The following is a 19,450-nucleotide window of genomic DNA, read 5'->3' on the forward strand; positions in this document are numbered from 1 at the left end:
AGGGCCACATCACGCACGAAAGGAACACGTCGGAACCTGGGAGATCTCCTGCCCGGCCGGGCGGCGATAGCCGTGTCGGTCCGCATCGGGGAGGCGAGGAGCCGTAGCCGGTGATGAACGGACAGGATAAGTCTGACTCCGGCATAGTAGCTGTGAAGCCGACGAACAAAGCCGGGCAGCCGGCGGCGGAGTTGGTGGAGCCAAGGCCGGAGACCAAGGGGAATGCGGAACAGCAACACATGCACCGGACACAGAGCCGGGCTCGAAATTCCCAGGCGCTGGACCGCGTACGGAATGCCGCAAGGCAAAGGAAGAAGGAAAGGTTCACCGCGCTCTTCCACCATATCAATGTCGACACGCTGCGGACGGCGTTCTATGCGCTTAGGCGGCGCAAGGCCGCCCCCGGGGTGGATGGCATGACGTGGCAGGACTATGAGGCAGACCTCGAGCTCCGGCTCAAGGATCTTCATGAACGGGTTCAACGGGGAGCGTACCGCCCGCAACCGTCGGCCGGACGTTTATACCGAAGGCGGACGGCAAGCAGCGGCCGCTGGCGATTGCCGCTCTGGAAGACAAGATCGTCCAAGGAGCAACCGTCATGGTGCTCAACGCCATCTACGAAGACGACTTCTGCGGCTTCTCATACGGGTTTCGGCCCGGACGAGGGCCGCACGATGCATTGGACGCCATGTGCGTAGCGATCAAAAAGCGGAAGGTGAACTGGATTCTAGACGCCGACATCCAGAACTTTTTCGGGGCCGTTAGTCAGGAATGGCTGGTTCGCTTCATAGAACACAGGATCGGCGACAAGCGCATCATCCGCCTGATCCGCAAATGGTTGAAGGTGGGCATCCTCGAAGACGGCATCGTGACGGTAGATGACAGGGAAACGGGTCAAGGCTCGTGATTTCGCCGCTGTTGGCCAATATCTACCTGCACCACGCCCTCGACCTGTGGGCTCAGCGCTGGCGACAGCGCGAAGCCACCGGCGACATGATGATCGTGCGCTATGCCGATGATGTGATCGTCGGTTTCGAGCATGAGGGCGACGCCCGTCGCTTTCTCGATGCGATGCGTGCGAGGCTTGAGGAGTTTGCGCTGTCGCTCCACCCGGACAAGATCCGCCTGATTGAGTTTGGCCGCCTCGCGGCGGTCGACCGCAAAGTCATCGGTTGGGCGCTGGCGATCCATCCCAGGGCTGAACTGGCGATCGAGGCGCTCGACCAAGCGATTGCGGCGCGTAGGCCGACACCGGGATCCATCATCCATCACAGCGATCGCGGCGCCCAAGGCGGATTCAAGCAGTCGTCGCAACACCAATTATGTTCACTCATGGCAGCAACTCGTCAAGCGCCTCCGCCGGCGTTTTCCAGCCCAGCGTCTTTCTCGGTCGGGCATTGAGGGCCGCTGCCACCGCGGCGAGCTCGTCGGCGCTGTGGGTGCTCAGGTCGGTGCCTTTCGGGAAGTACTGACGCAGGAGCCCATTGGTGTTCTCGTTGGTGCCGCGCTGCCAGGGGCTTTGCGGATCGCAGAAGTAGACCTGGACACCTGCATCGATCTTGAGACGATCGTGCTGAGCCATTTCGGCTCCCTGATCCCAGGTCAGCGAACGCCGCAGTTCTTCGGGCAAGGTGATGATGGTGCGCGTAATCGCGTCGCGCACGGCTTCGGCCCCGTGTCCCGCGAGAGCAGGGCCACTCTTCATGCGCGGAGCTTTGCCATGCCCCGCAAGCCGGGGAAGATGCAGCAACATAGTGAAGCGTGTCGTACGCTCAACTAGCGTGCCGATCGCCGAGCTGCCAAGACCAAGGATGAGGTCTCCTTCCCAGTGACCCGGCACCGCGCGATCGGCCGCTTCGGCGGGGCGTTGACTGATCATCTCCGGCAGGACAAAGCTCTTACCTCGACTGCGTACGCGGGCCCTGGGGACCCGCAGCACGCGCCCCGTTCGCAAGCAGGCCGACAGTTCGCGGCGTAGCGCTCCCCGACCCTGAACAAAGAGGGCTTGATAGATGGCTTCGTGGCTGATGCGCATCGTCTTGTCGTCCGGGAAGTCGATCGGCAAGCGTCGGGCTATCTGCTTCGGGCTCCAAGCCCTGGCCCATCGCCGATCCTTTCGCGGACCGTGCCGGCGGCCCTTCCACCGAACGGCAGGACCAGGAACGGCGGCGCCACTTGGGGACATGACGACGCCGGCGAGTCGCTGCTCCACATAAGTGCGCAAGGTTGTGTTGAGCGCAAGCTTGGTCGGTTTGGGCCGACGGGCCGATCGGTCGGCGTGCCATTGGGCTGTCGATGCACGATATTCCAGCCCGCCGCTGCGCGTCGCGGCATTGCGTCGTAGCTCACGGGAGATGGTCGAGGCGGATCGGCCAAGTCGGCGTCCGATCTCGCGTCTCGAAAGGCCCTGAACGCGAAGAAGTGCGATCTCCTCACGTTCCGCAAACGCAAGGTATCGCTCTGACAGGCGCGATGGCGCACCGGTCAGCCACGACCGCAGCCGAATACCTAACGTGGTGCTCAGATAGCCATCTCGCTTCTAGATGAGGCCGATACACAAACTGCATTTGACGGGAGGCACTGGCCGTTTGATGTTGTTGAGGTACTAAAACGCCTCATCAATAGTCTGCGCACAACCTGATGCACTGCGTTGAGACCCGGCGCGTGACTCCAAAGACGACGTTCTGACCTATGGCATCGGCCCCTGGGGTGAGTTTGGTCGAGACTACGCTAGTATCTGAGACTAAGGCTGCAGTTCCAAAACAACAAACTATTCCTGCCCAGCGGCGGGAACAATGAGGAGGAGGAAAAGTGGTGTCGATAAACCGCAGACGTTTCATTCACGGAGCATCCGCAATGGCAGTAGGTGCGATGTCTTATCGACCCCGCCGCGCTGCAGCCCAATCCGCGGGCGAGGTGATAGCCATGCTCAATGGCGGCGACTACGCAAACGCCTGTATGGAAGCCTATGCAAGGCCATTCGAAGCAGAGACGGGAATCAAAGTGACCCCCGTTGCCGATGAGTTTTCCCTGGTCAAGCTTCAGCTAATGACATCGACCAATACTGTTTCGGTTGATGTGGTTCCTGTCAGCCCGGGCACAACCTTGCTGGCTTCGCAAAAGGGCTACCTCGAAGAGATTGATTACTCTATTTACAAGGCAGACGATTTGGACGCGATGCTGGACTTCGCAAAGGGTTCGCACGGTGTCGGGTCGATTGTTTACGCGTTATGCATGGTCTACAACCTCGAGAAGTTCCCAGCTGACAAACCGCGGCCCGCTACTTGGGCAGAGTTTTGGGATGTCGTGAAGTATCCCGGAGTTCGCACGTTGCCAACTGGCGAGTACGGAGAAGCCGGACCTTGGGAAGAAGCTCTACTGGCAGACGGTGTGCCTGCTCACGCTCTCTACCCTTTGGATATCGATCGAGCTTTCTCGAGCTTGGACAAGATAAAACCGCATATCCGCAAATGGACCGCTACGGGATCCGAGATCCAACAAATGCTGCACGACAAGGTTGTCGACCTGGCGGAGTCGTATGATGGTCGCGCTGTTGCATTGATCGACCAAGGCGCGCAGCTCGAGATCAATCGAAATCAGCAAAAGATGACATGGGAAAGCTGGGCCATCCCAAAGGGCAGCCCGAATCCTAAGAACGCACAGAGATTCATTGAATTCATGACCCGCGCTGATAGGCAAGCAGCCTTTGTGCAGCTGATGCCTTACGGCCCAACTAACCAAAATGCGTTCAAACTATTACCAGAAGCTGTCGCACGCAAATTCGCCAGCCATCCTGATTACGCGGCATCCAGCATAACAATGAACTCCAAGTGGTACAATGAGGTGGGATCGGACGGCAAGACCAACACCGACAGAATTATACAGCGTTGGAACGAGTGGATTCTTCAGTGATCGCCGATCGGAGGTACCGGAGGTGACGGAAAACCGGTCCGTCGCTTTCCGATCTCTGAACTCTCGATGGAGCCGCTTCGTCCGACGCTTCTTGCGCTCCGGAGCTTGAGGCCTGCAGCTACGTGACGGCACAGTATTAGAGGATCATTTGTGACCTTGCATCGAAACATTAACCGGCTGATTGCCGAAAATAAACCATCCGAGCAAAACAAGGTTTCTGCGCAGATAGAGTTCCGAAGCGTCACCAAGATGTATGGGGAGGTCTGTGCGGTAAAGGAGCTGTCACTTGCGGTCCGTCGCGGCGAGTTCCTGACGATTCTCGGTCCAAGCGGTTCAGGTAAGACCACAGCGCTGATGATGCTCGCCGGGTTCACCGCGCCTACAAGCGGAGACATTCTGATTGCAGGGAAGTCGGTAGCCGCAGTGCCGTCATACCGGCGCGACCAAGGCATCGTCTTCCAGGGTTATGCGCTGTTTCCGCACCTTACAGTGCACCGCAACCTTGAATTTCCGCTTGAAATGCGGGGCATGAAGGCCGCCGAGCGGGCGATCCAAGTCGATCGAATGCTTGAGCGGGTCCACCTCAAAGGGTTCGGCGGCCGTATGCCATCACAACTGAGCGGTGGGCAGCAACAGCGTGTGGCGCTTTCCCGCGCCCTGATCGCCGATCCGCCGCTTCTCCTGCTAGACGAGCCGCTGGGTGCCCTCGACCGCAACCTTCGCGAGCAGATGCAAGTCGAGATTAAAAGCTTGCACCGGGAGTTTGGCAAAACGACCATCTGCGTCACGCACGACCAGGAGGAGGCGCTCACGCTATCGGACCGCATCGTCGTCATGCGCGCCGGGGAAATCGAGCAAATCGATACACCTGAGGCTCTCTATGACCGACCCGCGACACGATTCGCCGCGGAGTTTCTGGGGGAGGCCAATTTCCTTGAACCCCCCGGGTTCCAGGCCGAATCCGATGTCGCGCCGCCCTTGGGCACCGTCGCGATGCTCCGGCCAGAGCGTATCTGCGTTGCCGAGAGGGGGGCTCCAAGGCGAGTGGACGCGGACCAAAGACAGTTTGTCTGCGGCATTGTCGAAGACATGATATACGCTGGCCCCTTGCGGAAGTACCAGGTACGCGCCGGGGACAGTGTGGTTATTGTTCGCGAGCACGTGGCTGCGGACCAACAGATTTTCAGACCTGGCGAAGAGGTACGCCTCAACTGGCTGCGGTCCGACGTTCGCTTTGTCGCGGCGTGAGGTTCCGATGAAGACGCTTCGGGAATTTGGCCGAATGCCCATCGCTCTCACAGGGCCAGCCCTCGCTGTGCTTCTCATTGTATTCGGGATACCAATCGTTCAGCTATTCCTGATCAGCTTTAACGCACCGGCTTTTTCGATCGCCAATTATGAGGCGTTTTTCGGCCCGCCGGCAAATGTTCGCGTTCTCCTACAGACCATTGAGATTAGTGTGGTAGCAACAGCAATCTGCCTCCTAATCGCCTATCCCACGGCCTATCTGATCGCGGCCGCCTCGAAACGGCTACGCATGGCGCTTATTGTGCTCGTGCTCGTGCCGTATCTGACCAGTGGGCTGGTGCGGACCTATGCGTGGATCGTTATTCTTGGCGATGGCGGCCTGATAAACAATCTGCTGCTTGACCACGGACTTATCTCCAGTCCGCGCCCGCTCATCTACAACCGCATGGCCGTCTATATCGGAATGGTGCACATCATGCTTCCTATGATGATCCTGCCTCTGGTCAGTGTCATGATGGGCATCGATAAATCGCTAATGTCAGCGGCTCGCAGTATGGGCGCGCGACCGTCCACCGCTTTCTGGCGCGTTTTCTTCCCGCTCAGCATGCCGGGCGTGCGCAGCGGCTGTCTGTTGGTTTTTGTGATCTGCCTCGGGTTCTACATCACGCCAGCGGCACTCGGCGGGTTGGGGGATGCCATGCTATCGACCTTCATTGCGTCGCAGGTCCGTAGCTCGTTTGACATGGGACGTCTCGCCGCCTCGGCCTTTGTCCTCCTGACGGTCGCCATCGTCATGCTCGCCATAGTCGGGCTTGATCTTTCAGGTACGTCGCGCCGCACGGTGCAACCATCGCTGAAGTCACGGCACAGTCTTTCTCCTTTATTCGCCATGATGAAGCGCTTTGTCGGTGAGTTTTTTATTCCCTATCGGGCTAAACGTTGGATGGCACAGCTCTACCGAGCAGGTGGTGACAGCCGTTGGCTGCAGTTAGTCGGCGTAACGTTTCTCGTGCTCGTTATGTGCTACCTGCTGTTTCCAGAGCTTCTCGTCGTCATCATGTCCTTCAGTGCAGGAAAGTATTTGGAATTCCCTCCCTCGGGTTTTTCACTGCAGTGGTATAGATCCTTCTTTGGTAATCCGGCATGGTACGCCGCCGCCTGGACCAGCACCCAAGTCGGCGTTATGGTCGCCATCTTGTCGACCATTGTCGGCACGCTTGCCGCCGTCGGGCTCAACCGCACCCTTCCGCACCTGCGCAGCTTCCTGACCATGGTGATGCTTGCGCCGATCACCTTTCCGGTTATCATCGTCGGCATAGCGACCTATCTGGGGCTAGTCAAACTCGGGCTGCTCGGTTCAATGACCGGCATTGTCCTGGCGCATACCATCGGAGCCATCGGCTACGTGGTTGTGATCGTCTCGGCGTCGCTGGCGAATTTCGACCCTCAGCTGGAGCAGGCAGCCATGAGCATGCGGGCTGGACCACTGCAGACCTTTATCAGGGTGACGCTGCCGCTGATTCGGCCGGGTATTATCGGCGGCGCTGTGTTCGCTTTCCTTCACTCCTTTGATGAGGTCGTCATTACATCTTTGGTAGCAGGGATCTCGATGCGCACCCTGCCTCTAAAGATGTGGGAGGATATTCGTCACCAGATCGACCCGACAATTGCCGCAGTAGCGACTCTATTGATTCTTTTGCCGCTGTTTATCCTAATGATCCTCTTCGTTACGGGGTGGAGATCGACGCTAGGCCTTCAACGCGCGCGTCCAGCAACCGCAGCTTGAGGACGGAGCGTTCAGTATCAGAGGGGCTCGCTTCGTTCTTTAGCTAGGCTGATGCATCGAGCTCGCCGCCTACCATCTACTTGCGCTACGCATAGAGCTGGGATCCAGCTGCGCCGAACGCATGCGCGACCTCGGTCACCGACTCCCCCGCCGCGCTCCCCAGGTCGACCAACGCGCGCCTCTCGGCGCAGCTCCACAGCCTCCGTTGCCGCGCCTGCACTATTCACGCCCACCTCCATTGCGTCGTGCCGAGGGGGCATCTCCCGATGTAGGGTAATGGGTCACCTGCCGGCTGGGGTTCTTCCTGCCCGCGCGTGCTGTAGCGCCTGATCCGCTATCCCTTTCTGGAAGAATGCCGAGCGGCCTATGTCAAGGCGGGTTGGGGTTCCTCGTTGATCTCTCCGACCTGACAAAGTCTCATGGCCTCACCCATCGCGTCGCCGTCGCCAATTCCCGACTGATCAGCATGGCCGACGATAGGGTCGCATTCCGCTGGCGGGACTATCGCCATCGCGGCACGACGAAGGTCGTGATGCTCGAGGCGCAGGATTTCATCCGTCGCTTTCTCCTGCACACGCCGCGCGATGCTTTCCATCGCATCCGCCACTACGGCTTCCTCACCTGTCATCGGGCGATGAATATTCCCTGATTGTGGGCATCGAGAACGATTGAACGATCTCCCTTTACGGGGGATGCAACGCTCGGCCGACTTCCGGTCCGTCAAGGGCGCTCAAGCACCGGGAGCCAAGGCCGTCCGAATGCGCAATCGGTTCGATGACGGCTTTGCGGCGTGGCGATGCCTTGCCTGGAGACGGTTTTGACGATCATACCTGGTCTGCCAAAAGCGTTCGATCACCGGGAGCCTTCAGCGCTCTTATTCTCCGCTATTCCGACATCTCCTTGTTCCAGCCCGTTTACAACGCTCGGCATGTAATGCTGCGCTACCGCCTCCAAACGATCGCGGATTGGAAAGCTGTGGCGGAGCCATGGCCTCAGATCAACCTGCAAGGCAGGCCACGTATCCCGAGTTCAGGTACAGGTACGTCCTCCGGTATGCACATCGAGAGGGCATTCGGCATTTTGAAAGCAGGCGGCAGCCATCTAAAAGCGCGATGGCTCCGCGCGGGAGATTATATTGGCGAATTCAATCGCAGCTGACCCATACTTGGTAGACGTTGGAATTAGGCTCGTAAGCCGAGCTGGCGCGAACACCTGGAGTCGGCATAGTGAAACAGACAAAAAAACCTGGCCAAAGGACACTCTTAATGAAAGTCGATAAGAGTTCGATGTCCGGACCCTCGACAAAGCCGCGGGCACGCGATCTGGGACTGCCGTTTGCCGGAAAGACCGGACCTCTCAACGCCATTACCGATGTTGTCGGTGTAGAAGTGGGCTATGCCACCGTGATAAGCGATCCACCTGGATCGAGCAATCGATCGGCGCGCACGGGGATCACAGCCATTCTTCCGCGGGGCCGCTCTGGGCCTCTAAGGGCCCCCGTATGGGCAGGCTTCCACTCGCTAAACGGAAACGGCGAGATGACGGGCACGCATTGGATTAAGGAAGCTGGATATTTTTTAGGGCCTATTGGCATCACGAACACCCATAGCCTTGGAACCGTTCATCAGGCGATGTTGCAATGGATGATTGAGAAGCCCGATACAGGGTTTGGGGCTTATAGTTGGATGCTGCCTGTCGTTGCAGAGACATGCGACTCCTATCTCAACGACATGAACGCCTTCCATGTCACTCCAGGGCATGTGATGCAGGCTCTCAATAGCGCGTCCGACGGGCCTTTGGCCGAGGGCAGTGTTGGCGGTGGAACCGGGATGATCTGCTTCGAGTTTAAGGGAGGCACAGGAACGTCGTCCCGCGTCATAGAACAGCTCGGTGAGAGCTACACGATCGGGTGTCTTGTGCAAGCGAATTTTGGCATTCGTCCCCTCTTGAAGGTTCTTGGCGTCCCGGTTGGCGAACACTTAACTGGGGACCGGCTCTGGGTCCGCGAGCAGGGCTCGATCATCGTCGTCGTTGCGACCAACGCACCGCTTATGCCCACTCAACTGGAACGGATCGCTCGGCGCGCCGGCCTCGGCATCGGCCGCACCGGTACACCGTCAGGAGACGGCTCTGGCGATCTGTGTCTTGCCTTCTCAACAGCAAACCTCACCAAGAGTGAGTCGGCGGCCGCGCCCGCAATGGGCGACCTCGCATTCATACCGAACAATAAGCTCGACACACTGTTCGAAGCGACGGCGCAATCCGTGGAGGAGGCAATTATCAATGCCATGGTGGCAGCCGAGCCCATGGTGGGGCGCGAGAATCGGCGTGTTGCAGCTATCGACCACGACGCTTTAAAACAGGTCATGTACAACTATGGACGACTGAGCGCATGATCCGAACGGAAGGGACTCATCGGACGCTGTTACGCTGCCATTACCAGGCCTTCCAAGTGATCGGCGAGGTGCCTGTCGAGGGCGATGTCACCTTAACTTGAACTCGGGATACCCGCGATACGCTCTGCCCTGCGGATTGATTTCAGGCCATGGCTCCGCCACGGCTGAGCGGAACCGAAAGTAGAGCCACACCGCTTGGGCGATCATATGGTCCCAGCGTTGCCGATTTGTGACTCGCTCCCCCATTCTTACGCGATCGGTTTACGATGCTTTGGAGCGAAGGGTATTCGCCTATGGGATCAGCAGTTCAATTGCGGACAGACTATTCGGCCTCGGAGTTTCGCCCGGTTGGCACGGGCTTCGAAGGACGCGCGGCAAGCACCGTTTGCTTTCACTGGCGGAGGCGCTTGACGCGATGAGTCGGACAGACGCGGCCAGGATCGGCGGGATGGACCGGCAGAGCCTGCGCGATTGGGCACACCGATTCAACGAAGCCGGGCCGGATGGGATTCTCGCAGAAGAACGGCTTGGTTCGCCAATGGGCAAGATATGGCACGCGTTCCCGACAACTCGCTCATCAACGCTACAAGAACGGCTGTCTGTTCGGCGCCATCTTCCCGACACGCGGCAAAGATGCTGCCACATGCCGACACCGAAGCCATGCAGCTCCAGCTTGGCGAGATCAGCCCCCATGTCGCCAAGGGCGCACACCGTGTTGCTGATGGATCGCGCTGAATGGCACACAACGGCAGATCTCGACGTACAGGAGAACATCACGCCGATCCTTCTCCCGTACCTGCGCTCCCAATGGCTCAGACCGAGGCTTCGAAACATACGGCGCCATCATCTACACGGCGTGCGAGGCCGGCTGCCGTGGCGCTGCAGGCAGCGGTGCAAGGAAGAGCGCGTCAGATGCGGGATTGTCGGCTGCAACGCATAGAGGCAGTCGTCGAGCGGCAGCAGCGTGTAGCCGAAAGGCGACGATGACCGCCTCGTCCTCGACGGAGAGCACCGTCGATCGCGGCTCCTTTGGTCCGGTCGGCAGGTCGGCGACTGTGGTCCGTCCCTTCCACTTCGCGACGGTCTTCTGGTTGATCCCATAGCGCTTGGCCAGCGCCCTCAAGCTCCCTTGATGGGGTGGACGGCGCCCGCTACGGCATCATCCTCGTGAGAGGCGTGCCAAGATGGCTGCTGTCGAGCACTCATCTGAAGGAGCACCGCCCATGAACAAGACTACCACCGATCTTCATGCTGTCGCCACCATCGGCCTTGATCTGGCCAAGCACGTCTTCCAGGTCCATGCGATCGACGCCGCCGGCCGTGTCGTCATGTCTCGTGGGCTGCGGCGTAAGGATGTGCATGGCCTTCTTCGAGCGGCTGCCTGCCTGGTCGGCATGGAAGCATGCGGCTCGGCCCATCATTGGGCTCGCCAGTTGATGAAGCTTGGCCATGACGTTCGCCTGATGCCGCCAGCAGACGTGAAGGCCTATGTTCGTCGCCAGAAGAATGACGCCGCGGATGCAGCGGCCATCTGCGAGTCGGTAACGCGGCCCTCCATGCGATTTGTGCCGGTGCGATCGGTCGAGAACTAGGCAGCGCTCATGCATCACAAGGTTGCGCGAACTGCTGGTGGCGCAGCGCACGCAACTTCTCAACGAACTGCGCAGTCATCTGGCCGAGATCGGGGCCATCGCCGCGCAGGGGCCGAACAATGCACGCGCTCTGGCGGTTCTCATCGCGGAAGGCAACGACATGATCCCGGCGATCGTGCGCTCGGCACTGTTGCCTGTAGTGCGTCGGTTGAACGAACTCGATCAGGAAATCACGCAAAGCGATCACGCCATTTTGGCTCTCGCCAAAGCTGATGAGACGGCACGCCGTCTGATGAGTGTTCCTGGGATCGGTCTTATCACGGCCTCTGCGCTTGCCGCGAGCATTCTTCGCTTTCTCCGGCCCGCGTGAGTTCGCTGCCTTTCTCGGGCTCACGCCGCGACAGAGTTCATCAGGCGGCCAGGAACGGCTGGGGCGCGTTTCCAAGATGGGCGATCGATATCTGCGCAAGCTACTCGTCGTCGGCGCCCACGCGGTTCTCTTCCACCGCAGACGCTGCAGCGATGCTTTGAGGCGCTGGGCGGATCACCTGATTGAGACCAAGCCCATCAAGCTCGTCGCCGTGGCGACCGCCAACAAGCTCGCGCGCATCGTCTTCGCGCTCATGCGCGACGAAACACACTACGCAGGCACGACGGCGTAACAGCATCAGCGACTGAGGCCGCGAACCGGAATCGAGGGTGACAGTGACGTGATGAGAACAGACGAGGATAGATCCCGAAAGCCTGCAACATAGTCGGAGCTTCGAGCTCGTTCTCTTGATCAGGCCAAAGGATCAGCGGACACCATCAGGGCCAAGCGGTCATCGTACCGCAGCAATAGGCCGGAGACATGACCGCACCCGCGATCATCCCATCGCCGAAACAAAACCTTGATCCGCGGGCGCCGTCAAGACATGACTATGCTGTATCGCTCGACGGACCGCCTCTGTCGCATGCCGAGATCCCGGAGCGCATTGTCTACGCCCGCTTACCACGCACGCTGCCAGTGGTGTTGAGCGCCGACGAGGTGGTCAGGTTCCTGGAAGCGGTCTCGAGCCTGAAGACGCGCACGGCCCTGATGACAGCCTACGCTGCTGGCCTTCGCGCCTCGGGACCGTCGGCCTAAGGGTCGCCGACATCGACAGCCGGCGCGGCGTCATTCGGGTCGAGCACGGCAAGGGCGGCAAGGACCGCACCCTGATGCTGTCGGCGCAGCTTCTGCGCATCCTGCGGATTTACTGGCGCCTGGCGAAGCCGCAGGACTGGCTGTTTCCCGGGCGCGGCGCCGATCGCCCTATCGATGTGCAGGTGATTCGGCCTGTCGCTCGGCGCGTGCGGCCGCCGGCTGCATGTTTCAGTAAGTCCCGGACACCGATTTCGGTAAGTCGCGGACAGCCGCGACTTAGCGGAATCCCTGTCCGGCTTTTGCGAAATACGCACGCCGGCATCGACAAGCGGGTGACGGTCCACACGCTCAGGCACTCTTTCGCCAGGCATCTTCTGGAGAACGGCACCGATCCGCATCATCCAGCTTCTGCTCGGCCACATCAACCTGTCGAGTAGATTCCGTGAAGTCGCGATGCATGCGCGACGGCTTGGCTTTCCAGGGACCTTGGCGATCCATCCGGCACAGGTGGCGATCTTGAACGAGGCTTTCTCGCTAGCCCAGGCCAAATCGAATGGGCACGCCGTGTCGTCACGGCGGAAAAGGATGCCGCAGCGCAGGGTCTGTATGCTTTCGCGATGGATGGCAAGATGGTGCACCCCGGTGGTGCGGCGCGCCCATGAGGTCCTGGTCCTCGCCGGCAGTAACTGAACAATGCCTCTCGTAAGCTTGGACAACCCGGTCGGAACTCGGGGGGTAATGTAGCTTGCTAACTATCTCGATTCGAGATAGACGTTGGGGACCTGGGGAGAGTACCTCAGTGGACTCTTCAAACAATGGAAATCAGGCAGTTACGATACTTCGTCGGAGTCGTTGACGCAGGCAGTTTCACGAAAGCAGCTGTGCTCCTTCATGTCGCTCAGAGCGCCCTTAGCCTGCATGTACGTCAATTAGAGGAAAGCTTCGGCACTCAGCTCCTGGTGCGCGACAGGACCGGCGTCAGCGTGACTGAATCCGGAGCGAGACTGCTAAAGCGGGCGCGGTCGATTCTCAAGGAAATTCAGCTCACCGAGACGGAATTGACCAGCACAGCGGCTGCTCCTGCCGGGGAGGTGACCATCGGCATTCCGTCTGGAGCCGCTCGCGTCCTCAGCGGCCCTCTGCTTGAAGCGGTAGGGAAAGAACTGCCGAGGGTGTCCCTCAAGATGATCGAGGGCATGACGGGACCGCTCGAGGAGTGGATGGCTGCCGGACGCTTCAACCTGGCGGTTTTCTACCGCACCGCGGACAGTGTGGGGCAGATGACGGTGCTGGCACGCGAAGAGCTTTGTCTGGTCGTCCCGCCGGGCCAGCCGCCTTTCGAAGACTCAATAGCGCTGGCGGACCTGCACGCGTTCACGCTGGCGGTTCCCATGCGCAATAACAATGTCCGTCGTTCAGTGGCGGATGTCGTCGCGCAGCATGGTTGTCAGCTGGACGTCAGGTTTGAATTAGACTCCCTCTCAACGATCATCAATATGGTCACCCGGGGGCAGGCGTATTCCATTCTCGCCCCGTCGGCCATTCAGAAGGAGGCCTCACAGGTACAGCTCCGAACGGTCAAGATCATCGATCCGGTGATTACCCGTTCCGTCGTGCTCGCCGTAAGTCCGAACGATGAGCGTTCTCCGGCCGTCTCCGCGGTGCGCAAGCTTATCCCCGTAGTGGTCAGGAACCTGATCGAGAGCCGGCGCTGGTCAGCGACGGCGCCGGATGCAGCCAATTAACGCTCCACTTCATGTGGGACAAGAGCCGGTCGTGGTCGTGGCGATCTGGTTTCTAGATAGGCCCCCCGGCAATTTCCATATTTGATCCAACCACGACCATCGCGATGAAACTGATAGAAGATCGAACGTAGCGTTTTAGATGTTTCCACGGCGCTCTACGACAATATTCACAAAAGCGGAGCACGCCATGTCCGATGCCATGAGCTACGATCTTTTCATCAACGGCACGTGGCGGGCCGGTAGTGACGGAGCCTCTCTGCCGCCGATCAATCCGGCGACGGAGAAGACGATAGGACAGGTTGCCTCAGCGTCGGCAGCGGACCTCGACAAGGCGTTGGCGTCGGCGGAACGGAGCCGCGTGGCGTGGTCATCTAAACCTGCCACGGAACGTGGTGCACTCCTCATTTCGGCTGCGCGGATCCTTGAAGAGAAGGTCGCGTCCGCGGCCAAGGACCTGTCGGCGGAACAGGGCAAGACGATAGCCGAAGCGAAAGGCGAGTACGCGCGCGCAGTCGAAACGCTGGAGTGGAACGGCACGCACGGCGAAGAGCTGTCGGCTCCGATCCCGGTGGACTCGAACCGGATGATTGTCCCTGAGCCCCTTGGTGTCTGCCTTTACGCCCTTGGAACTACCCCGCCGTGCTCATCGCTCGCAAGCTCGCCCCTGCGTTGGCGGCGGGCTGCCCGGTGATCCTCAAGGGGGCCGAAGAGACACCGAGCGCGGCTGTCCATATCGTCTCACCCATATTCCTCGACCCGAAGGGAGAGCGGCTCCATGGCTGATGGTTCGACTATGACAGGGTTCGAAATGGCGGCGGATGACTGCGCGATCATCCAGTTCGAGGCCTGGGACGGGGCGATGGCGCAATTCGAGGCGGAACTGCCCCGGATACTGGGCGGGCCGCTGCCGACCGAAGTCGGCGACACCGCTCGTCATGACAGCTGGCTCGTGATCCGCGTTGCGCCATGCTGGTTCTGGCTGCTTTGGGACGGTCCGCCGCCTATTATCGATGTCGATCCGAAACTCGGCTGCGCGCTCCCGCTGGGCGAGGGAAGGGTGCGGCTGCGGCTTTCCGGGAGGGGCCTTCAATATGTGCTGGAGCGATGCGTCGCGGTGGATTGGGAGACACTAGCCGAGGGACGGGCGCTCCAAACCGGCCTCCATCGCGTGCCGGTCCTGCTGCTGCGCAGACCGCACTCGAGTGCGACCTTCTCGTCCCGCGCAGCGTCAGCAGGAGCCTGACGGGGTGGATTGCCGACGCTTCCGCGGCCGGTACATGACTGCCGGCGTGCCGTCCTCACCCTGCTCGATGACGAACGCCGTCTGCGGGTCCGAAGTCGCGGTGCCTTATCGTTCTCCGCTCCTTTCCCAGCCAGGAGATCACGGGGAAAACCCTAACCAAAAAATGGTCTAACTGGGTGGGCAAATCATTCGCTAACGTTCGGAAATGGTGTGATTGACCAATCGATTAAGTCGACGGCATGCTGAAGTATTGCCTCGGTCCTCGCACGACCGGGTGAAGCGGCGATGACATATCCGATCGCGTCTCGGTAATCGCCTTTTCTAACGATCGGTGTCTTGGGTTTAGCATACAACGTGACCTCGGCGACACCTGACACAGCAGCCGCCCGACCATCGCCACTGATCCAATCGAGTGTGCCATCTCTATCAGGAAGGAGGAACCACGCGGCCGCAGTTTGCGAATGCCTTCTGCGCAAATCCCACTCCTCGCCGATGACAAGCTTGATGTGCTCGGTGACGAGATCGATACCATAAGCCAACTGGAGCAGTTGAGGTTCGCCTGAGCCAGCAAGACGCGGATTGACTTCGATGACGACCGGGCCACGCTTCGTCCACCGGAGTTCTATGTTCGTCGGCCCCCAGCCAAGACCGAGAGCTCGCAAACAGCTCAGTGAAACGTCGGCGATATGTTTATGCTCGTCATCGCTCAGCGGGGCCGGAAACGTCGTCTTACGAAAGACGAAATGCGGTGGGGCGCCGAAATCAACGGCGACAATCCCAACAACCTCATTTCCCATTATCTCGACGCTATAAAAGGCGCCTTGTGCGAATTCTTCGACCAGTATCCTAGGCGAAGACAGCCAAATGTGCTCCCCGCCCAACAGGTAACTCGTATGTTCGGCCAGCTCATCGACGTTGTGGCACAATCGAACCCCCATGCTGCCGCCGCCCACGATCGGCTTAAGAATCACTGGCAGGCCGATCTGCAAGGCAGAGCTTTCTACGTCCGCCGCATTCGCTGCCACGCGATAACTAGGTATTGGAATGCCAGCCTGCGCGAGGAGCTCACGTTGAGCAAATTTGTCGCGGCATCGTTCAATGGATGCAGGGTTCGGTCCCGGTAGACCGAAATACTGACAGAGCTTGGCGGCTGTCGCATAGAACCTCTCCCTGGCGCTCGTTATGCCAGCAATGTCATAGGTCGCACGCAGCCGGGAACATTCGAGGATCAGGGAATCAAGATTGGCAGTATCGACACGGATTGCCTCAAGACTTTCAGGTGCAAGATAGTCGTACTGAGCTGGATCAGCCGACAGGGTAATTGGATGGAGACCAAGACGGCGGGCCGCTTGGATGAACAGCGGACCATTATTCTCTATGCCTTCAATCAGGATGAGCGCTCTTCGTGCCATTGTCTATTGACCTTCCGTTTTGTGCTGTGCCGCTATCAGCTTTTTAGCCCTGCCTGACCTCAGGCTTTGTGATGAGCGCCATTTGATTTGCTGAGCAAGGTAACATTGTTTGCAATCTGCCATCGTAAAAGTCCTGTAAATCTATTTGAAGGATTCATTTGCAACGGCTGAGGTACGACGCAAGGAGGATCGGCGAGCCACTGGCCGGGCGCGCGACTGGCGAACTGCTTGGCCAAGGAATTTAGGAAATTGCAGCCTGTGGCCCGTAACGCGTGCCGTCCCGAAGAACGGCGAAAATTGTTCGTGCCATGCGGTGCGCCAACGCAATGGCGACCACTTTTGTCTTTTTGCGGGTCAAGAGATCCGACAGCCAGTCCGATCCCAACCCGCACCGCCGTCTGACCATGATCTGCGCCATGGCGCCGAGATACAGCAATCGTCGGATATAGCGGTTTCCCATCTTCGAGATACGGCCTGTCCGTCGTCAGGGATTTTAGGACAACTGGCGGCATAAGCTAACGGAGGCTCTGGCCCATCAGGGTTGTCATATTAGGCGGCCGCGCTGCGGTGAAGCAAGCGGCGCTGCTTTATGGTTTCGCGTTTGATCCTTTCCCTTTCCAGTATGATGATGTCGCCGCGCCCGAAGTAGACGTCGGCGGGAGTGAGATTGCCGAGGCTCTCGTGGTAGCAACGGTGGTTGTAATGGTCGACGAAGGTCGCGATCTGCTGTTCGAGATCGCCCGGCAGGAAGTAGTTTTCGAGCAGGATGCGGTTCTTCAGCGTTTGGTGCCAGCGCTCGATCTTGCCCTGTGTCTGGGGATGACAGGGCGCTCCGCGGGTGTGTTCCATGTCGTTGTCGGATAGCCAGGCGGCAAGGTTGGAAGACACGTAGGACGGGCCGTTGTCGGACAACAGCCGCGGCCGCTGCACGACCCTGGCGCTGTCGCAGCCGGAAGCCTGCAGCGCCATGGTCAGCGTGTCGGTGACGTCTTCCGCCTTCATCGTGGTGCACAGCTTCCAGGCGATGATGTAGCGGGAGAAGTCGTCGAGCACGGTCGACAGGTAGAACCAACCCCAGCCGATGACCTTCAGATACGTGAAGTCGGTCTGCCACAGCTGGTTCGGCGCTGTCGTCTTGTCGTGGAACTCGTCGGCGGCCTTGATGACGATGAAGGCCGGGCTGGTGATCAAGTCATGGGCCTTAAGCAGGCGATAGACCGAGGATTCCGACACGAAGTAGCCCCTGGTGTCGGTGAACGTGACCGCCAGTTCCTGTGGCGACAGTTCCGGCTCGTTCAGCGCCAGTTCGATGATCTGATCACGTGTCTCCTCGGGGATGGGGTTCCAGACCCGGTTCGGTCGAGGCCTGCAATCCTCCAGCGCGTCGATGCCGCCGGCAAGGAAGCGGTCATACCAGCGATTGAAAGTCGAGCGGGGAATGCCGAGCTTCTGCAATGTGCGCCGCGCCGACAGGTGCGAGTTCTCGACCAGCCGGATGATCTCCAGCTTCTCGGATGCGGGATACCTCATTCGTCGTCGCCCCCATCCGCGATCATGCTTTTTTTAAGAATCCGCAGTTCCAGTGCCTGCTCGGCGACAACCTCCTTGAGATCGCGCGCCTCCTTGCGCAGCTCCTTCACCTCGTCGCTGGTCGCGGCGCGCGCCGTGTCGCCGGCGAGCCGCTTCTTGCCGGCTTCGAGGAATTCCTTCGACCAGTTGTAATACAGGCTCTCGGCAATCCCCTCACGCCGGCACAGCGCGGCGATCGATTCCTCACCGCGCAGGCCCTCCAGCACGATGCGGATCTTCTCCTCCGCCGAATATTGTTTGCGGGTCGCGCGGCGAGTGTCCTTGATGACCTGCTCCGCTGGCGCTTTACCTGTCGCGGATTTCTGTCCCATCTTCGCTCCTTTGAAAGGCTACGATGGACCAGAAATCCTCCGTCCTCAGTTAAGCCAATTTGGTCCCATCAGTGCTGGCACCGGACGTCCATGCCGATCAAGCAAGGGGCACGCTTCTCAAAAAATGCGAGCAATTGACTGCGACGAAGCTGGCGACGCACAAGAACTCGACCGTTCTTGTCGATATCATGGATCTGGAAGACGCTTTTTGCAAGGTCGATTTCAACAGTAGCAAGTTCAGACATGGAAGGCTCCTCTGTTCGGACAATGACATTCCGGACTATGCCGCAATGCGCCGGCGGAAGCAGGAGCCATCCACACCATCAATCGAAAACGCCTTCCCAAAGCTCAAGATGCTCATGTGGGCGAAGGCCGAGCGAACAATCGCAGCCCTATGGGACACGTCGACCTTTTTACCCAGAATGCGCAAACTACTTCATGGCCGCAGGCTATGAACCGGAGTAAACCGGACGTGCTCTAGGTCCGTCCCTCTTGAGTTATCAGCGATTGGCCCGACCGGGGTTTAGAGCGTTGATAGGAAAGCCCTTGCGAATCGCGAACGTCATCGTTCCATCATCGTTGAACCCACAATCGTAGAACAAGCGGTCGCGGAGAGAATTGTCCCGGTCGAACGTCAGCACTCGCGGTTTGATTTCTACGATCTGATGCTCCTCAATGTATGTGGAGGAGCAAATGATTATCTCATCTCCGATCTGGCAGGTGCGCGCAGCGGCTCCGTTCAGAACACAGCAACGAGAACCCCTCTCACCGTAAATGACATACGTGCTGATTCGCGCGCCTGAAGCCCTATTCCAGATCTCAACGAATTCTAGCGGAAGAATACCCGCCTCATCGCAGTGATCTGGATCCAGCGTTATTGATCCGTGATAGTTCAGATTCGCGTCGGTCACGGTGATGCCATGAAGCTTGGCTGCAACGACTTTTCTCATCTACAGGTTTCCTCTTACAGTCGTGGATCGCCGCGCCGACGGGCTACGGCGGTGGGCCCTTAGTCGCAGCGACACGGATTGGTCGATGCGCTGCGATAGATCGAAGCGCGGCTTTCAGAATGGATCGGCAATCACTCCG

The 19,450-nt window shown here is 59.3% G+C and carries 12 protein-coding genes and 10 pseudogenes; 15 read left to right on the forward strand and 7 right to left on the reverse strand.

The features are described from left to right. The first annotated feature begins 577 nt into the window (after positions 1–577). Entirely contained in the window at positions 578–907 is a 330-nt protein-coding gene (locus tag H0241_RS36620; protein ID WP_456238142.1) for a reverse transcriptase domain-containing protein, read from the forward strand. Then, a pseudogene (locus H0241_RS36625) lies at positions 904–1,290 on the forward strand (reverse transcriptase domain-containing protein); the annotation flags it as partial. The gene H0241_RS36620 and the pseudogene H0241_RS36625, both read left to right, overlap by 4 nt. A 40-nt stretch (positions 1,291–1,330) precedes the next feature. Here the strand turns inward: H0241_RS36625 and H0241_RS33335 are convergent. Further along, positions 1,331–2,524: an IS30 family transposase gene (locus H0241_RS33335; RefSeq protein ID WP_407941793.1), complete on the reverse strand. Its 1,194-nt coding sequence runs from the start codon at positions 2,522–2,524 to the stop codon at positions 1,331–1,333. 332 nt (positions 2,525–2,856) lie between these two features. Between H0241_RS33335 and H0241_RS33340 the strand changes: the two genes are divergently transcribed. The 7 genes and pseudogenes from H0241_RS33340 to H0241_RS36520 form a co-directional block, all read left to right on the forward strand. Continuing rightward, entirely contained in the window at positions 2,857–3,912 is a 1,056-nt protein-coding gene (locus tag H0241_RS33340; RefSeq protein ID WP_181061978.1) for an ABC transporter substrate-binding protein, read from the forward strand. Between the two features lie 249 nt (positions 3,913–4,161). Further along, positions 4,162–5,160, forward strand: a complete 999-nt coding sequence (locus H0241_RS33345; RefSeq protein ID WP_181062006.1) for an ABC transporter ATP-binding protein — start codon at positions 4,162–4,164, stop codon at positions 5,158–5,160. A gap of 7 nt (positions 5,161–5,167) precedes the next feature. Further along, positions 5,168–6,946, forward strand: coding sequence for an ABC transporter permease subunit (locus H0241_RS33350; RefSeq protein WP_181061979.1), 1,779 nt, complete (start codon positions 5,168–5,170; stop codon positions 6,944–6,946). Positions 6,947–7,125: 179 nt separating this feature from the next. Then, positions 7,126–7,589, forward strand: a pseudogene (locus H0241_RS36630) (transposase); the annotation flags it as partial. Positions 7,590–7,720: 131 nt separating this feature from the next. After that, on the forward strand, positions 7,721–8,104 hold the full coding sequence (locus H0241_RS33360) for a hypothetical protein (protein WP_181061980.1): 384 nt from the start codon (positions 7,721–7,723) through the stop codon (positions 8,102–8,104). Between the two features lie 107 nt (positions 8,105–8,211). After that, a complete protein-coding gene (locus H0241_RS33365) occupies positions 8,212–9,342 on the forward strand; it encodes a DmpA family aminopeptidase (RefSeq protein ID WP_181061981.1) in 1,131 nt (376 codons plus the stop codon). 293 nt (positions 9,343–9,635) lie between these two features. Then, a pseudogene (locus H0241_RS36520) lies at positions 9,636–10,099 on the forward strand (helix-turn-helix domain-containing protein); the annotation flags it as partial. 113 nt (positions 10,100–10,212) lie between these two features. Here H0241_RS36520 and H0241_RS33370 read toward each other — a convergent pair. Then, a pseudogene (locus tag H0241_RS33370) lies at positions 10,213–10,468 on the reverse strand (IS481 family transposase); the annotation flags it as partial. A 97-nt stretch (positions 10,469–10,565) separates the two neighbouring features. On the opposite strand from H0241_RS33370, the pseudogene H0241_RS33375 reads away from it, so the two are divergent. The 5 genes and pseudogenes from H0241_RS33375 to H0241_RS33395 all read left to right on the forward strand — a co-directional run bounded on the left by H0241_RS33375 (position 10,566) and on the right by H0241_RS33395 (position 15,048). Further along, positions 10,566–11,596: pseudogene (locus H0241_RS33375) on the forward strand (IS110 family RNA-guided transposase). Positions 11,597–11,880: 284 nt separating this feature from the next. After that, positions 11,881–12,750 (forward strand): annotated as a pseudogene (locus tag H0241_RS35970) (tyrosine-type recombinase/integrase). Positions 12,751–12,875: 125 nt separating this feature from the next. Continuing rightward, positions 12,876–13,805, forward strand: coding sequence for a LysR family transcriptional regulator (locus H0241_RS33385; protein WP_181061982.1), 930 nt, complete (start codon positions 12,876–12,878; stop codon positions 13,803–13,805). Positions 13,806–13,992: 187 nt separating this feature from the next. Beyond that, positions 13,993–14,552 (forward strand): annotated as a pseudogene (locus H0241_RS33390) (aldehyde dehydrogenase family protein); the annotation flags it as partial. A 28-nt stretch (positions 14,553–14,580) separates the two neighbouring features. Next, positions 14,581–15,048, forward strand: a complete 468-nt coding sequence (locus H0241_RS33395; protein ID WP_235984604.1) for a sarcosine oxidase subunit gamma — start codon at positions 14,581–14,583, stop codon at positions 15,046–15,048. Positions 15,049–15,233: 185 nt separating this feature from the next. Here the strand turns inward: H0241_RS33395 and H0241_RS33400 are convergent, their stop codons facing one another. The 4 genes and pseudogenes from H0241_RS33400 to H0241_RS33415 all read right to left on the reverse strand — a co-directional run. Then, positions 15,234–16,460, reverse strand: a complete 1,227-nt coding sequence (locus H0241_RS33400; protein WP_181061983.1) for an ATP-grasp domain-containing protein — start codon at positions 16,458–16,460, stop codon at positions 15,234–15,236. A 241-nt stretch (positions 16,461–16,701) separates the two neighbouring features. After that, positions 16,702–16,944: pseudogene (locus H0241_RS33405) on the reverse strand (transposase); the annotation flags it as partial. A 65-nt stretch (positions 16,945–17,009) separates the two neighbouring features. Next, positions 17,010–18,361, reverse strand: a protein-coding gene (locus H0241_RS33410) for an IS3 family transposase (protein ID WP_181061984.1) whose coding sequence is annotated in 2 segments (ribosomal slippage) — positions 17,010–18,025 and positions 18,025–18,361 — 1,353 coding nt in all. Because the reading frame shifts where the segments join, the coding sequence is not laid out codon by codon here. Between the two features lie 86 nt (positions 18,362–18,447). Beyond that, a pseudogene (locus tag H0241_RS33415) lies at positions 18,448–18,606 on the reverse strand (IS110 family transposase); the annotation flags it as partial. Positions 18,607–18,672: 66 nt separating this feature from the next. Here H0241_RS33415 and H0241_RS33420 point away from each other — a divergent pair. Then, positions 18,673–18,826 (forward strand): annotated as a pseudogene (locus H0241_RS33420) (IS630 family transposase); the annotation flags it as partial. A 35-nt stretch (positions 18,827–18,861) separates the two neighbouring features. On the opposite strand, the gene panD reads toward H0241_RS33420, so the two are convergent. After that, positions 18,862–19,311, reverse strand: a complete 450-nt coding sequence (gene panD, locus H0241_RS33425) for an aspartate 1-decarboxylase (RefSeq protein WP_181061985.1) — start codon at positions 19,309–19,311, stop codon at positions 18,862–18,864. Positions 19,312–19,450 lie beyond the last annotated feature (139 nt).

The sequence above is a fragment of the Mesorhizobium neociceri genome, from assembly GCF_013520985.1.
Lineage (GTDB): Bacteria > Pseudomonadota > Alphaproteobacteria > Rhizobiales > Rhizobiaceae > Mesorhizobium > Mesorhizobium neociceri.

What these genes read in the sequence shown, in the direction of transcription:
- H0241_RS33345 (WP_181062006.1), top strand. Translation starts at nt 4,162, where the DNA reads ATGTATGGGGAGGTCTGTGCGGTAAAGGAGCTGTCACTTGCGGTCCGT.
- H0241_RS33340 (WP_181061978.1), top strand. Translation starts at nt 2,857, where the DNA reads ATGGCAGTAGGTGCGATGTCTTATCGACCCCGCCGCGCTGCAGCCCAA.
- panD (WP_181061985.1), bottom strand. Translation starts at nt 19,311, where the DNA reads ATGAGAAAAGTCGTTGCAGCCAAGCTTCATGGCATCACCGTGACCGAC.
- H0241_RS33400 (WP_181061983.1), bottom strand. Translation starts at nt 16,460, where the DNA reads ATGGCACGAAGAGCGCTCATCCTGATTGAAGGCATAGAGAATAATGGT.
- H0241_RS33360 (WP_181061980.1), top strand. Translation starts at nt 7,721, where the DNA reads ATGACGGCTTTGCGGCGTGGCGATGCCTTGCCTGGAGACGGTTTTGAC.
- H0241_RS33385 (WP_181061982.1), top strand. Translation starts at nt 12,876, where the DNA reads ATGGAAATCAGGCAGTTACGATACTTCGTCGGAGTCGTTGACGCAGGC.
- H0241_RS33350 (WP_181061979.1), top strand. Translation starts at nt 5,168, where the DNA reads ATGAAGACGCTTCGGGAATTTGGCCGAATGCCCATCGCTCTCACAGGG.
- H0241_RS33395 (WP_235984604.1), top strand. Translation starts at nt 14,581, where the DNA reads ATGGCTGATGGTTCGACTATGACAGGGTTCGAAATGGCGGCGGATGAC.
- H0241_RS33365 (WP_181061981.1), top strand. Translation starts at nt 8,212, where the DNA reads ATGAAAGTCGATAAGAGTTCGATGTCCGGACCCTCGACAAAGCCGCGG.